The sequence below is a fragment of the Streptomyces sp. AN091965 genome, from assembly GCF_022698285.1.
In the GTDB taxonomy this organism is placed as follows: Bacteria; Actinomycetota; Actinomycetes; order Streptomycetales; family Streptomycetaceae; genus Streptomyces.
Genome location: NZ_JALDMY010000001.1, coordinates 8009480 through 8024862, shown reverse-complemented (window position 1 = coordinate 8024862; position 15383 = coordinate 8009480). Strand labels below are relative to the sequence as shown.

Annotated in this window: 4 protein-coding genes; all 4 read right to left on the bottom strand. The window is 77.3% G+C overall.

All coding sequences use genetic code 11. The features are described 5' to 3' along the window. Positions 1–13: 13 nt before the first annotated feature. The gene (locus MQV74_RS33955) at positions 14–10918 is read right to left on the bottom strand and encodes a type I polyketide synthase (protein ID WP_242726648.1); all 10905 of its coding nucleotides are present in this window, start codon (positions 10916–10918) and stop codon (positions 14–16) included. Positions 10919–11014: 96 nt separating this feature from the next. Next, positions 11015–12244 carry a cytochrome P450 gene (locus MQV74_RS33950; RefSeq protein ID WP_242726646.1) on the bottom strand — a complete coding sequence of 410 codons (1230 nt, stop codon included), beginning with the start codon at positions 12242–12244 and terminating at the stop codon, positions 11015–11017. A gap of 130 nt (positions 12245–12374) precedes the next feature. Further along, positions 12375–13241 (bottom strand): aminotransferase class IV, encoded by an 867-nt coding sequence (locus tag MQV74_RS33945; protein ID WP_242726636.1) that lies wholly within the window; start codon positions 13239–13241, stop codon positions 12375–12377. Further along, positions 13238–15331, bottom strand: coding sequence for an aminodeoxychorismate synthase component I (gene pabB, locus MQV74_RS33940; protein ID WP_242726634.1), 2094 nt, complete (start codon positions 15329–15331; stop codon positions 13238–13240). Before pabB ends, MQV74_RS33945 begins: the two co-directional genes overlap by 4 nt. Positions 15332–15383 lie beyond the last annotated feature (52 nt).

Genomic DNA, 15383 nt, shown 5'->3' with positions numbered 1-15383 from the left:
GACGAACCGCTCGTCACCAGGGGGCATCGTGGTCCTCCGTGTTCGCGTGCGCTCCGTTGTCCAGGGCCATGGCGAGGAGCCCCTCCGAGTCCAAGTCGTCGATCGAGCCCGGCTCCTCCGCTTCCCGCGGCGGCTCCTGCTGCCCGGCGGGGCGGCCCGCGAGCTCCAGGAGGGCGTCGAGGAGGCCCGCGTCCCGCAGCCGGGGCAGCGGGATCGCGGCCAGGGCCGCGCGCACCGCGGCCTCGGTGTCGCGCCGGGCCTCGTCCGCGCCGTCCCGCGGGGCGAGTTCGGCGGCCAGGCGCGCGGCGAGCGCGGCGGGCGTGGGGTGGTCGAAGACCAGCGTGGCGGGCAGCCGCAGGCCGGTCGCCGCGGTGAGCCGGTTGCGCAGCTCCACGGCGGTCAGGGAGTCGAACCCGAGGTCCTTGAAGGCCCGGTCGCGCCCCACCGCCTCCGGTGACGGGTGGCCGAGCACGGTGGCGGTCTCGGCCCGGACCACGTCGATCAGGTGCAGGTCGCGCTCCGCCGGGGCCAGCTCGGCCAGGCGGCGGCGCAGCGCCGCGGCCCCCGCGGCCCGGGTCGCGCCGCGCCGGTCCGTGACCCGGACGAGGCCGCGGAGGACCGGTGGCAGGGCGTCGCCGCGCGCCCGCAGCGCGGCCGTGTCCAGGCGCAGGGGAAGCGGCAGCGGCTCGGTGCCCGCCAGGGCCGCGTCGAGGAGGGCCAGGCCCTCGTCGGTGGCCAGTTCCCTCAGGCCCGAGCGCGCCAGGCGGGCCCGGCCCGCCCGGTCGAGCCCGCCCGTCATGGCGCTGGTGTCGGCCCACAGGCCCCAGCCCAACGACCAGGCGGGCAGGCCCTGTCGGCGGCGGCGCAGGACGAGCGCGTCCAGGAAGGCGTTGGCCGCCGCGTAGTTCCCCTGGCCCGCGCCGCCCAGGGTGGCGGCGGCGGAGGAGAACGCGACGAACGCCACGGGCCGGGCCGTGCGGGTCAGCTCGTCGAGGTGGAGCGCGGCGTCCACCTTGGGCCGGAACACCGTCTCGACGCGGTCCGGCGTCAGCGCCGGGATCACCCCGTCGTCCAGGACGCCCGCGGCGTGCACGACGGCGGTCAGGGGGTGTGCGGCGGGCACCGCGCCGAGCAGCTCGGCGAGCGCCGCCCGGTCGGCGACGTCGCACGCCGCCCAGGTCACCTCCGCGCCGTGGCCGGCCAGTTCGGCGCCGAGCGGCACGGCCCCCTCGGCCGCGTCGCCGCGGCGGCTCACCAGCAGCAGGTGCCGTACGCCGTGCGTGGTGACGAGGTGCCGGGCGACCGCGCGGCCCAGGGTGCCGGAGGCGCCCGTGACGAGCACGGTGCCGTCGGCGTCCCAGGGCGCCGCTCCCCCGTGCGCGACGGGGACGCGCTCGATCCGGGGCACGAGGATCCGGCCCGCCCGGAGCACGAGGTGGGGCTCGTCCGTGGCCAGCGCGGTGGCGAGGGCGGCGGTGGACTCCGGGTGACCGTCCGACTCGACGAGCACGAACAGGCCGGGGTGTTCCGCCTGCGCCGAGCGCACCAGGCCGTGGACGGCCGCGACGGCGGGGTCCACGAGCCCCTCGTCGTCGGGGTCGGGCGCGGCCGGGGCGCCGCCCGTGACGAGGACGAGCCGGGCCGAGGGGGCGGGGCCCGCCGGACGGGGCCCGCCGGGGCCTTCGGCGGCTTCGGCGGGACCCGTCCCCTCCGCCCCGCCCTCGGTGAGCCAGCCCTGCAGCAGCTCCAGCGTCCGGCAGGTCAGGGACCGCGCCCGGGCGGCGTCGTCGTCCGGGTCCGCCGCCGCGTCCAGCGGTACGAGGACCGTGTCGGGGGCGGGTGCGCCGGAGGCGAGGGCCGTGCGGTACGCGGCCAGGTCGGCGAACGTGCCTGCCGGGGCGGGCAGTTCCGTGGCCCCGTCACCGAGCACGGCCCACGCTCCGGGCAGGGCGGGCGCCGTGGCGGGGGCGGGCACCCGGGCGAGCCGGTAGAGGCAGTCCCCGGCGCCGCCCGCGGCCCGGAGCTGCTCGGGCGCGACGGGGCGCGCGGCCAGGGAGCGCACGCTCACCGCGGGCGTGCCGTCGGCGTCCGTCACCAGGACCGACACGTCCTGGGCCGCGCCGGGCGAGACGCGTACGCGCACGGCGGGTCCGCACGGCCCGTGGAAGTCCACGTCGTTCCAGGCGAACGGCATGGCCGCGCCGCCGGTGTCCGGGGTGCGCAGCAGACAGGAGTGCAACCCCGCGTCGAGCAGCGCCGGATGGGCGCGGTAGCGGTCCGCCCCCGCCTGGTCGTCGGCGGGCAGCGCCGCCTCGGCGAGGATCTCCTCGCCCAGGCGCCAGGCGGTGTGCAGGCCGCGGAACGCGGGCCCGTACGACAGGCCGATGTCCTCCATCCGGTCGTAGAACTCCGTGAGGTCCACGGGCTCGGCCCCCGGGGGCGGCCAGACGCCGTCGGGGGCGGGGGGCGCCTCGGGGCCCTCCTCGGTGAGCACGCCGCGGGCGTGGCACGTCCAGGGGTCCTCCGGGGGCGCGTCCTCGCGGCGCGCGTACACGCCGAGCGCCCGCGTGCCGTCGTCGTCGGGGGCCGCGACGCGGACCTGGATCCGCGTCGCGCCGCGTTCGCCGAGGACCAGCGGCGCCTCCTGGAGGAGTTCCCCGATGCGCGGGCACCCGGCCTCGGCCCCGGCCAGGGCGGCCAGTTCGAGGAAGGCGGTGCCCGGCACGACCACGGTGTCGCCCACGGCGTGGTCGGCGAGCCACGGGTGCGTGTCCAGGGACCAGCGCGCGGTGAGGACGGTCTCCGCCGAGCCCGCGAGCTCGACGCGGGCGCCGAGCAACGGGTGCGCCGCGCTGCCCAGGCCCGCCGCGGTGACGTCGCCGGAGCCCGCGGGCGTGTCCAGCCAGAACCTGCGCCGCTGGAAGGCGTACGTCGGCAGGTCCACGGCGCGCGGCGCGCGGCCCGCCCACGCGGCCGCCCAGTCGACGGCGACGCCGCGGGTGTACGCCTCGGCGACGGAGGCCGAGAAGCGGTCGAGGCCGCCCTGGTCGCGCCGCAGGGACCCCACGGCCACGCCCGTCCGCTCGGGCTGCTCGGCGAGGGTCTCGGCCACGCCCACGGTGAGCATGGGGTGCGGGCTCGCCTCGACGAAGGCGCCGTAGCCGCGGGCGAACAGCTCCCGCACGGCGGGCTCGAACCGCACCGGCTCGCGCAGGTTGCGGTACCAGTAGGCGCCGTCGAGCCCGGCGGTGTCCTGGAAGCCGCCCGTCACCGTGGAGAAGAACGCGACGTCGCCCGTGCGCGGGCGCAGCTCCGCCAGGTCGTGGCCGATCCGCTCGCGCACCGCTTCGACGTGGGGCGAGTGCGAGGCGTAGTCGACGGGGATCCGGCGCGCCCACGCGCCGGTCTCCGCGCAGCGGCCGAGGAGCGCGTCGACGGCCGCCGTGTCGCCCGAGACCACCACCGACGCGGGGCCGTTGACCGCCGCGAGCGAGAGGCGCCCGTCGTGGGCGGCGACCAGCTTCTCGGCCTCGGCGGCGGACAGCGCGAGGGAGACCATGCCGCCGCGCCCCGCGATCGCGGTCAGGGCGCGGCTGCGCAGGGCGACCACGCGCGCCCCGTCGGCCAGGGAGAGGCCGCCCGCGACGCAGGCCGCGGCGATCTCGCCCTGCGAGTGGCCCACCACGGCGGCGGGTTCCACGCCGTAGGAGCGCCACAGCTCGGCGAGCGACACCATGACCGCCCACAGCGCGGGCTGGACGACGTCGACCCGGTCCGGGTCGACACCGGCCGGGATGCCCCGTACGACGTCCACCAGGGACCAGTCGACGTACGGGGCGAGGGCGTCGGCGCACGCGGTCAGGCGCTCGCGGAAGACCGGCGCGGTCTCCCACAGGTCGGCGGCCATGCCCGCCCACTGCGCGCCCTGACCGGGGAAGACGAACACCGTCCTGCCCGGGTCACCGGCGAGCCCCTCCACGGCGCCCGGCGTCTCGCGCCCCTGGGCCACGGCGGCGAGGCCCGCGAGGAGGGCGTCCCGGTCGCCGCCCAGGACCACGGCCCGGTGCGCGAGGGCGGCCCGTGCCGTCAGGAGGGAGTGCGCGACGTCGAGGGGGTCGAGCCGCGGGTCGGCGGCGACGCGCTCGCGCAGCCGGGCCGCCTGGGCGCGCAGCGCGGGCTCGCTCCGGGCGGACACCGTCAGCGGGACGGGACCGGCGAGGCCGTGGGGAGCCGCCGGGGCGTCGCCGTCCGCCGTGGCGGGCGCCTGTTCCAGTACGACGTGCGCGTTGGTGCCGCTGATGCCGAACGAGGAGACCGCGGCCCGGCGCGGGCGGCCCGTCTCCGGCCAGGGGCGGGCCTCGGCGAGGAGTTCCACCGCGCCCGACGCCCAGTCGACGTGCGGCGAGGGCGCGTCCACGTGCAGGGTGCGGGGCAGCACGCCCCGGCGCAGCGCCATGACCGTCTTGATGACCCCGGCGACGCCCGCGGCGGCCTGCGGGTGCCCCAGGTTCGACTTGACCGAGCCCAGCCACAGGGGCCGGTCGGCGGGCCGGTCCTGGCCGTAGGTGGCGAGGAGCGCCTGGGCCTCGATGGGGTCGCCGAGGGTGGTGCCGGTGCCGTGCGCCTCGACGGCGTCGACGTCGGCCGCCGCGAGCCGGGCGGCGGCCAGGGCCTGGCGGATCACGCGTTCCTGGGAGGGGCCGTTCGGGGCGGTGAGGCCGTTGCTCGCGCCGTCCTGGTTGACGGCGGAGCCGCGGACCACCGCGAGGACGCGGCGCCCGGCGCGGACCGCGTCCGACAGGCGCTCCACGAGGAGGACACCGGCGCCCTCGCCCCACACCGTGCCGTCGGCGGCGGCCGCGAACGGCTTGCAGCGGGCGTCGGCGGCGAGCGCGCCCTGCCTGCTGAACTCGGTGAAGGCGTGCGGCGTGCACATCACGGTGACGCCGCCCGCGAGGGCGCGGTCGCAGTCGCCGCCGCGCACCGCCTGCACGGCCAGGTGCAGCGCCACGAGCGACGACGAGCAGGCCGTGTCCACCGTGACGGCCGGGCCCTCGAAGCCGAAGGTGTACGCGATCCTGCCGGTGGCGACGCTGCCGGACCCGCCGGTGCCGAGGTAGCCGCCCGCGTCGTCCGGCACGGTCGCGTGCCGCGTCGTGTAGTCGTGGTACATCAGGCCCGCGAACACGCCGGTGCGGCTGCCCCGGAGGCTGGTGGGGTCGAGCCCCGCGCGTTCCAGGGCCTCCCAGGAGACCTCCAGGAGGAGGCGCTGCTGCGGGTCCATCGCCACCGCCTCGCGCGGGCTGATGCCGAAGAACCCGGGGTCGAAGCCCGCGGCGTCGCGCAGGAATCCGCCCTGCGCGGCGTGCGCGGCGGAGCCGGGGTCCCAGCCCCGGTCGGTGGGGAAGGCGGAGATGGCGTCGCCGCCCCGGTCCACCAGGTCCCACAGCTCCTCGGGCGAGCCGACGCCGCCCGGGAACCGGCAGGCCATGCCGACGACGGCGATGGGCTCGTCGGCGGGGGCCGCGGCCGGTCCCCGCACCGGCGCCCGGGCCGGTGCGCCCTGCCCGGTGAGGCGGTCCAGGAGGTGCTCGGCGAGGGCCTGCGGGGTCGGCCGGTCGAAGACGAGCGTGGCGGGCAGGCGCAGCCCCGTCACCCGGGCGAGGCGGTTGCGCAGCTCGACCGCGGTGAGCGAGTCGAAGCCCAAGTCCTTGAACGCCAGGCCCGGTTCGACGGCGTCCGGCCCCGGGTGGCCGAGGACGGCCGCGACCTGGGCGCGGACCACGTCGAGGACCTTCGCGGCCCGGTCCCCCGGCGCGAGCGCGGCGAGGTCGCGCGTCAGGGCGGAGTCGTCGGCGGCGCCCGCGGCGGCACGCCGGGCCGGGGGCCGCACCAGGGCGCGCAGCAGCGGGGGCACGCCGTCGCGGGCGGCCCGGGCGCGCACGGCGGACAGGTCGAGGCGGGTGGGGACGACGACGGGCAGGCCGCCGGTGAGGCCCGCGTCGAGCAGGGCGAGGCCGTCCGCGGCGGTCAGACCGGTGACGCCGGAGCGGCGCAGCCGGTCGCGGTCGGTGTCCGACATCCGGGCCGTCAGGGCGCTGGCCTGCTCCCACAGGCCCCAGGCCAGGGACAGCGCGGGAAGGCCGCGGGCCCGCCGGACGCGGGCGAACGCGTCGAGGAAGGCGTTGGCGGCCGCGTAGCCGCCCTGGCCCGCGGTGCCGAACGTACCGGCCGCCGACGAGCACACGACGAACGCCGTGAGGTCCGCGCCCTCGGTCAGTTCGTGCAGGTGGACCACCGCGTCGACCTTGGGCCGGAACACGGTGTCGAGCCGCTGCCCGGTCAGGGCCGACACGACGCCGTCGTCGAGGACGCCACCGGCGTGGACGATTCCGCGCAGCGGCCGGTCGTGCGGTACGTCGGCGAGGACGGCGGCGAGGGCCGCGCGGTCGGCGAGGTCGCAGGCGGCCCAGTGCACGCAGGCGCCCGACTCCGTGAGCCGCGCGGTCAGTTCGGCGGCCTCGGGCGCGGCGGCGCCACGGCGGCTCACCAGGAGCAGGTGTCGTACGCCGTGTGCCGCGACGAGGTGGTGCGCCACGGCCCGGCCGAGCACGCCGGACGCGCCGGTCACCAGGACCGTGCCGTCGCCGTCGAAGCGGCCGGACGCCTCGGCCGCGGCAGGGGCCGCGTCCAGGGGGACCCTGCGGAGCCGGGGGACGTGTGTCTCCCCTGCCCGCAGGGCCAGTTGCGGCTCGTCGGCGCCCAGGGCGGCGGGCAGCGCGGCGGCCGAGGGCTCCCGGCCGTCCCAGTCGACGAGGACGAGCCGGTCCGGGTGCTCCGCCTGGGCCGAGCGCACCAGGCCCCAGGCCGCCGCGAGGGCGGGGTCCGCCGTGCCGCCGTCGTCCGTGGCGACGGCGCCCCGGCTCACCAGGACGAGCCGGGCGGTGGCGAACCGGTCGTCTCCGAGCCACTCCTGAAGGAGCGTCAGGGTCGCGCCGACGGCCTCCCGGGCGGCCGTGGGCAGGTCACCGGAGCAGGGCGGCAGCGGGGCGAGCACCACGTCCGGGACGTCCCCCGGTCCGGCGGCGACGGCCGCGAGGTCCGGCGCGCGGCGCACGGCGGCGCCGGTGGCCGCGAGGGCCGGGGCGAGCGCGTCGAGGCCGTCGAGGACCGCCCACGACCGGGGCGGCGCGGCGGCGGCGCCGGGTGCCCGGGCCCAATCCACGGCGAACAGCGCGTCCGTGGGCTTCCCCCCGGCCGGGCGCAGGGCGTCCAGGGGTACGGGCCGTACGGCGAGGGACTCCACGGACACGACGGGGGCGCCGGTCGCGTCGGCCGCCTCCAGGGCGACGGCGTCCGGGCCGAGCCGGGTGATCCGTACGCGCAGCCGGGTGGCGGCGACCGCGTGGACTTCGACGCCGGACCAGGAGAACGGCAGGCGCGGGCCCGCGTCCGCGTGCGCCCCGGCGTCGTCGAGGGCCACCGCGTGCAGCGCGGCGTCGAGCAGCGCGGGGTGGACCGCGAAGCCCTCCGGCTCCGTGTCGTCGGCGAGCGCGACCTCGGCGTAGAGCGCGTCGCCGAGGCGCCAGGCGGCCCGCAGTCCCTGGAAGGCGGGGCCGTAGCGCAGGGAGAGCTCCGCCAGGTCCGCGTACGCCCGCTCCACCGCGACGGGGGCGGCACCCGGCGGCGGCCAGGTCTCCGGGGCCCGGCCGCCGCCCTGTTCGGCGGGGGCGAGGGAGCCCGCCGCGTGGGTGGTCCACGGCGCGTCCGGGGTGTCCTCGAGCCGGGCGTGCAGGGTGAGCGCGCGGGCGCCGTGCGCGTCGGCGGGGCCCACGAGGGCGCGCAGCTGGACCCCGCCGCGCGGCGGGAGCACCAGCGGCGCCTGGAGGGTCAGTTCCGCCACGCGGTCGCAGCCGACCTGCTCGGCGGCCCGGACGGCCAGCTCAAGGAACGCGGTGCCCGGAAGGAGCACGGCCTCGCCGACCGCGTGGTCGCCGAGCCAGGGGCCGGTGTCGCGGGACACGCGCCCGGTGAGCAAGGTGCCGCCGGAGTCGGGCAGTTCGGTGGCCGCGCCCCACCACGGGTGGTCGAGCGGGCTCAGTCCGACGGCCGTGGCGTCGGCGGCAGCGGGGGCGGCGTCCAGCCAGTAGCAGTGCCGGTCGAAGGCGTACGTCGGCAGGTCCACGCGGCGGGCGCCGGTGCCCGCGAAGAGGCGCTCCCAGTCGGGGGACCGCCCGCCGGCGTGGACGGCGCCGAGGGAGCGCAGGAAGCGGTCGAGGCCGCCGTCGTCCCGCTGGAGCGTGCCCGTGACGAGGGCGTCCCCGCCGAGCTCGCCGAGCGTCTCGGTGAGGCCGAGGGCGAGGACGGGGTGGGGGCTGCACTCGACGAACGCCCCGTGCCCGGTGGCGGCGAGGCGCTCGACGGCGTCGGAGAGCCGTACCGTCCGGCGCAGATTGCGGAACCAGTAGTCGGCCGTCAGCTCCTCGCCCGCCAGGACGTCGCCGGTGACCGTCGAGTACAGGGGGAGCTTCCCCGCGCGCGGGCGCAGCGGCGCGAGCTGGGCGAGCAGCTCGTCGCGCAACAGCTCGACCTGCGGGGAGTGCGAGGCGTAGTCCACGGCGACGCGCCGGGTGCGGACGCCGTCGCGCTCGCAGTCGGCCATGAGGTCGTCGAGCGCCGCCGGGTCGCCGGAGACGACCACCGACGAGGGGCCGTTGACGGCGGCGAGGGCGACGCGGTCGCCCCACCGCTCCAGGCGGGCGCGGACGTCGGCGGCCGGGGCCGCCACCGAGACCATGCCGCCCGCACCGGCCAGCTTCCCGGCGATCAGGCGGGACCGCAGGGCCACCACGCGGGCGCCGTCCTCCAGGGAGAGCGCGCCCGCCACGCAGGCCGCCGCGATCTCGCCCTGCGAGTGCCCGACCACGGCCGCGGGCTCCACGCCGTGGGAGCGCCACAGCTCGGCGAGGGACACGAGGACCGCCCACAGCACCGGCTGGACCACGTCGACGCGGTCGGTGGCCTCGGTGTCGGCCGCGCCGGACACCACGTCCGTCAGTGACCAGTCGACGTACGGTCCGAGCGCGGTCGCGCAGGCGAGCATCCGCGCGCGGAAGACGGCGGAGGAGCCCATGAGTTCCACGGCCATGCCCGGCCACTGCGAGCCCTGGCCGGGGAAGACGAAGACGGCCTTGCCGAGGTCCCGCGCCACGGACTCGACCAGGTCGGGCCCCGGCTCCCCGGCGGCGAGCGCGGCGGTGCCGCGCAGCAGTTCGTCGCCGTGGCGGCCCACCACGACGGCGCGGTGGGCCAGGGGCGCGCGTGTGGTCGCCAGCGCGTACGCCACGTCGAGGGGGCGCAGGCCGGGGCGGTCCCGCACGTGGTCGCGCAGCCGGGCCGCCTGGGCGCGCAGCGCCTCGGGGGTGCGGGCGGACAGCACCCAGGGGACGGGGGGCGGGGCGGTGCTCCCGGTGCCCTCGCCGCTCCCGGCGTCCGGCACGTCGGGCACGTCCGGCACGTCCGGTACGGGCTCGTCCGCGGCCTCCTCGACGATGACGTGGGCGTTGGTGCCGCTGATGCCGAAGGAGGACACGCCAGCCCGGCGCGGCCGGTCGTCACGCGTCCACGGCCTGGCCTCGGTCAGGAGCCGGACAGCGCCCTGGGACCAGTCCACGTGCGGGCTCGGCTCGTCGGCGTGCAGGGTCCGGGGCAGCGTGCCCGCCCGCAGCGCCATGACCGTCTTGATGACGCCCGCGACGCCCGCGGCGGCCTGGGAGTGGCCGATGTTCGACTTCAGCGACCCCAGCCACAACGGCCGCTCCCGGTCCCGCTGTTGTCCGTACGTGGCGAGCAGGGCCTGTGCCTCGATGGGGTCGCCGAGGCTGGTGCCCGTGCCGTGCGCCTCCACGGCGTCGACGTCGGCCCCGGTGAGTCCGGCGTTCGCCAGGGCGGCGCGGATGACCCGCTGCTGGGAGGGGCCGTTCGGCGCGGTGAGCCCGTTCGACGCGCCGTCCTGGTTGACGGCGCTGCCGGTGACGACGGCGAGCACGGGGTGGCCGTGCCGCCGCGCGTCGGAGAGCCGCTCCACCAGGAGGATGCCGACGCCCTCGGCGAGTCCCGTGCCGTCGGCTCCCGAGGCGAACGCCTTGCACCGGCCGTCGGGGGCGAGCACGCGCTGACGGCTGAACTCCAGGAGCGTGGCCGGGCTCGACATCACCGTGACGCCGCCGGCGAGGGCGAGGTCGCACTCGTTGTTCCGCAGCGCCTGCACGGCCAGGTGCAGGGCCACGAGCGAGGAGGAGCAGGCCGTGTCCAGGGTGACGGCCGGCCCTTCGAGGCCGAAGGTGTAGGCGACGCGGCCGGAGGCGACGCTCGCCGCGCGCCCCGTCTCCAGCTGCCCCTCGTACTCCGTGAGCGTGCCGGGGAGCCGTGCCGTGTAGTCCTGGCCCATCATCCCGGTGAACACCCCGGTGCGGCTGCCGCGCAGCGCGTCGGGGGTGAGCCCGGCGCGCTCGAAGGTCTCCCAGGAGACTTCGAGCAGCAGCCGCTGCTGGGGGTCCATCAGCAGGGCCTCGCGCGGGCTGATCCCGAACAGGCCCGCGTCGAAGGACGTGACGTCGGCGAGGAACCCGCCCTCGCGCGCGTAGGTGGTGCCCGGCCGGTCCGGGTCGGGGTCGTAGAGCCCCTCGGTGTCCCAGCCCCGGTCGGTGGGGAGCGCGGAGATCCCGTCCGTGCCCGAGCCGACGAGGCGCCACAGCTCCTCGGGGGACGTCACGCCGCCCGGGAAGCGGCAGGCCATCGACACCACGGCGATCGGCTCCCGGCCCGCCGCCCGGACGGCCCGCAGCCGCTCCCGGGTCTGGCCCAGCTCGGCGGTGAGGCGCTTGAGGTAGTCGAGCGTCCTGTCGTCATCGGTCATGTCGAACGTGCTGCCCTTCCCGGGAAGATGTCGGACCTCGTGGGCAGGGGGCCCGTCGCGGCGCGTTCGGAGTGGTGCGCCGCGGGGCCCCTCCCCTCACGCCCCGCCGAAGCGCAGCGGCAGGGCGTCGGGGCCGGACACGCCGGTCGAGGGCCGCCAGGTGATCGGTCCGGTGACCCGGGGCGCGTCGAGCCGGGCGGACAGCGCCTGGAGGGCCTCGGCGAGTTCGAGGCGGGCGAGGGCCGCGCCCAGGCAGAAGTGCGTGCCGCCGCCGAAGGCCAGGGTGCCCGCGTCGCGCTTGACGGTGATGTCGAAGCGGTCGCCGTCCTCGAACACCAGGGGGTCGCGCTGCGCGGAGTGGGCGCACAGCCACACCGGGGTCCCGGCGGGGATGAGCAGGTCGTTGAAGGTGAAGGTCTCGGCCGCCGCCTTGGTGGCGACCACGGTCGTGGTCGGGCACCAGCGCAGCACCTCCTCGACGGCCTGGGGCGCGAGTTCGGGCCGCTCGCGCAGCAGCGCCCACTGCTCGGGGTACTCGGAGAACGCCACCATGGCGTGGCCGAGCTGGTGGCTCGTCGTCTGGTACCCGGCGACGAGCAGGGTCGCGATGAGGGTGCGCAGTTCGCGGTCGTCGAGCGCGTCGTCCTCCTGCTGGGCGCGCAGGATGTCGGAGAACAGGTCGTCGCCGGGGTTCTCCTTGAGCTTCTGTACGACCTTCTCGAAGTAGCCGTACATGCCCGCGAGGCCCTCCTCCACCTCGAAGACGCGGCTCTGGTCGGGGCCGAGCGCGAGGACCAGGTTGGTGTTCTTGCACCAGCGGCCGACGACGGCGTGGTCCTCCGGCGGGAAGCCGAGCATCTCGCACACCACGGCGGCGGGCAGCGGGTCGGCGTAGGCGGACACGAACTCGCACGCGCCCCCGGCCGCCACGAGCTCGTCGGCGAGGCGCTCGGCGGTGGCGCGGATGAACGGCTTGAGTGCGTTGATGCGGCGGGAGGTGAACCCGTGCGTGACCAGGCCGCGCAGCCGGCGGTGGTCGGGCCCCTCCAGGCTCTGCATGAAGTCGCGCATGAACTCGCGCACCAGGCCTTCGGAGGGCCCGACGAGGTCCACGACCTCGCGGAAGCCGGACACCAGGCGCGGGTCGCGGGACAGGCTGTGCGCCTCGGCGTAGCGCAGCACGAGCAGGCCGAGGGGGGTGCCCGCGATCCAGGACCGCTCCCTGGCCTCGGCGACCTCGGCGGAGTCCCACACGAACGCCGGGTCGGTGATGTCCAGGAACGGCAGGTTCTCCCAGGCTGTCTCGGTCTCTTCGACGGTCGTCATGCTCGGTCCTCTTCTCGCGGATCGGGGAGGCGGGTGCTGCTCGGGACGGGGGTGCGCTGCCGCACCGCATTGTGTTCAGGGGCTCTTGGTGCCTTCTTGGAGCCGACTTGGATCTTGGTCGGGGCGCCCGTCACAGGAGGTCGGCGGGCACGTCGGCGTAGCGGGCGGTGAGCGTGGCGGTCAGGGCGGCGACGTCCGGGTCCGGGGCGAAGGTCACCTCGTCGACGGAGGCGACGGGCCGTACGCCGAAGGCCGCGTTGGTCGCGAACGCGCCGCGCAGCGCGCCGAGTCCGGCCCGGGTGACGGCCCTGTCGCCGACCGTCACGCCCGCCCCGGCGGCCGCGTCCCGCAGCAGGCGCGCGGTCACGCCGGGCAGGCAGCGCCCTCGGGGCCACAGCAGCCGGGCCCCGTCCCAGAAGCAGATGTTCCAGGTGGTGCCCTCCAGGACGTGGCCTTCGCGGTCGAGCAGCAGGGCGTCGTCGAAGCCGCGCCGCCGGACGTCCGCGCGCAGCCGCAGCGTGCCGAGGAGCCCGGTGTGCTTCACCTCCGGCAGCTCCCGTACGTACGTGGCGGTCGTCAGCCGCAGCGGCGGCGCCTGCGCGGCGGGCGCGGGCCGGGTGCTGAGCAGCGCGGTCGGGGCGGCCGTGCCGGGGCCTTCGAGGGTGGTGTCCGGCGCGCACACGGTCACGCGGACCGTCACGGGCGCCTCGTGGGCGCGGGCGACGCGCCGCAGCGCCGCGCGGACCCCGTCGGTGAGCCCGGTGACGGTGTGCGGGTCCGTGCCGAAGAGCGTGCGGCAGTCGTCGGCGAGGCGGCGCAGGTGCAGACCGAGCCCGCGGACGCGGCCTTGCTCGATGCGCAGGGTGGTGAAGTGGCCGTAGTTGTACAGGGCGAGGCCCGCCAGGTCGCCGGGGGTCGCGGGGCTCCCGTCGACGCGGGTGACGGCCACGGGGGCCCGGGGCGCGGCGGCCGGGGCAGGGGTGTGCGGGGCCGTCACGGGGCGCTCCGCTCGGGGTCGCCCGCCGCGTCGAGCTGGGCGTGCGCCCGCACCAGGGCCTGGCCCTTGAGGAGCACTTCGTCGAACTCGTCGTCCGGGTCCGAGTCGAGGACGATCGCGCCGCCCGCGCCGATGACCGTGCCCGCGGCCGAGGTCACCGCCGTGCGGATGACGATGTTGAGGTCGGCGCCGCCGCACAGCCCGAAGTAGCCGATGGTGCCGGAGTAGATGCCCCGGGCCTCCTGTTCGAGGCGGTCGATGATGGCCATCGTCCGCAGCTTCGGGGCGCCGGTCATCGAACCGCCGGGGAAGCACGCCCGGACGCAGGCGACGGGGTCCACGTCGTGCCGCAGCCGCCCGCGGACCGTGGTGACGAGCTGGTGGACCGTCGCGTACGACTCGGTGACCATGTACGCGGGGACGCCGACGGAGCCCACCTCGCAGACCCGGCCGAGGTCGTTGCGGAGCAGGTCGACGATCATGAGGTTCTCGGCCCTGGTCTTCGCCGACGCGGCCAGGGAGCGGCGCAGTGCCTCGTCGCTGACCGGGTCCGCGCCCCGGGGGGCCGTGCCCTTGATGGGCTTGCTCTCCACCGTGCCGTCGCGTTCGACGCGCAGGAACCGCTCCGGGGACGAGCAGACGACGCTGACCTCGCCGAGGCGCAGATAGGCGGCGTAGGGCGCGGGGTTGAGGGCGCGGAGCTTCAGGTGGTAGGCGAGCGGGTCCTTCAGGGGCGGCAGGCGGACCCGGTTGGTGAGGCAGATCTCGTAGCTCTCGCCGCTGCGCAGCTGGTCGAGGCAGTCCTCGATGTCGTCGACGTACGCGGCGCGGTCGCGGCTGAGGACGGCCCCGTCCGACGGCGTGGCGGCCACCGGCGCCGGGGCGGGGGCGGGCGCGGCGTCGGGCAGCGCCCGCACCTGCTGTGCCGTGTCCCGCACCCAGGCGCGGGCGGCGTCGAGGTCGCCCGCCGCGGGGGCGCTCAGGGCCAGGACGTAGGTCGTGTCCTGAAGGTGGTCCACGGCGACGAGGCGGTCGGCGAACAGCCAGGCCGCGTCGGGGGTCTCGGCGCTGTGGACGTTCGGGCTGCCGCACTCGCCCTTGAGTTCGTAGCCGAAGTAGCCGACGTAGCCGCCGTTGAGGTCGAAGGGCAGGTCCGGCGTGGTGAGGCCGCGGGCGCGCAGCCGGCCCTGGAGCACCTCGAATATGGTGCCGGGCTCGGCGCGTTCGCCGGTGGCGTCGCGGACCGTCACCGAGGTGTCGCCGGTGCGGTAGGTGAGCGTCTCGGCGAGCGGGCCCCGGTCGTCGCCGAGGAAGGAGAACCGGGCGGGGCCGACGCCGGGCGCGCTGCTGTCCAGCCAGAAGGCGCGGGCGCTGTCCGCGTAGCGCGCGGTGAACAGGGCCTCGGTGTCGACCGCCCGGTCCACGACCTCGACCACGGCCTGGAGGTGGGTGCTGGGGGCGCCGCCGAGGGGCGGGGACCAGTGGGCGCGCTCCGGCGGGGCCGCGGCGTAGTGGCCGCCTATGAGTTCCGCGAAGTTGCGCAGGAGCTGGGCGCCCCACTCGCTCGCGACGGACTCCGGGTGGAACTGCAGGCCCCAGCGCGGCAGGGTGCGGTGCCGCAGGGCCATCACGGTGCCGTCCTCGGCCCAGGCGGTGGCCCGCAGCACCTCGGGCAGCGGCTCGGTGACCCGCAGCGAGTGGTAGCGCACCGCGGTGAACTGCTGGGGCAGGCCGTCGAAGAGGTCCTCGCCGCCGTGCCGGACCCGGGTCAGATGGCCGTGCCGGGGCGTGCCGGGCTCGACGCGGCCGCCGTAGTGGTGGGCGATCGCCTGGTGCCCCAGGCACACCCCGAGCACCGGCACGTCCTGCCAGCTCTCCAGGACCTCCTGGACGAAGCCGAGGTCGGTGGGGCGCTGGGGGCGGCCGGGCCCCGGGGAGATCACCACGCAGTCGAACGCCGCCGGGTCGTGCTTCGCCCACGCCGGGTCGTCGTTGACGAGGACCGTCGGTTCCTTGCCGTACACCTGGGCGAGGAGCTGGAACAGGTTGTAGGTGTAGGAGTCGTAGTTGTCGATCAACAGCGCGCGCATCGGGCTTCCTTCCCCGGTTCCAGCGGGACCGGATCGTGGCGGACGGGGCGCG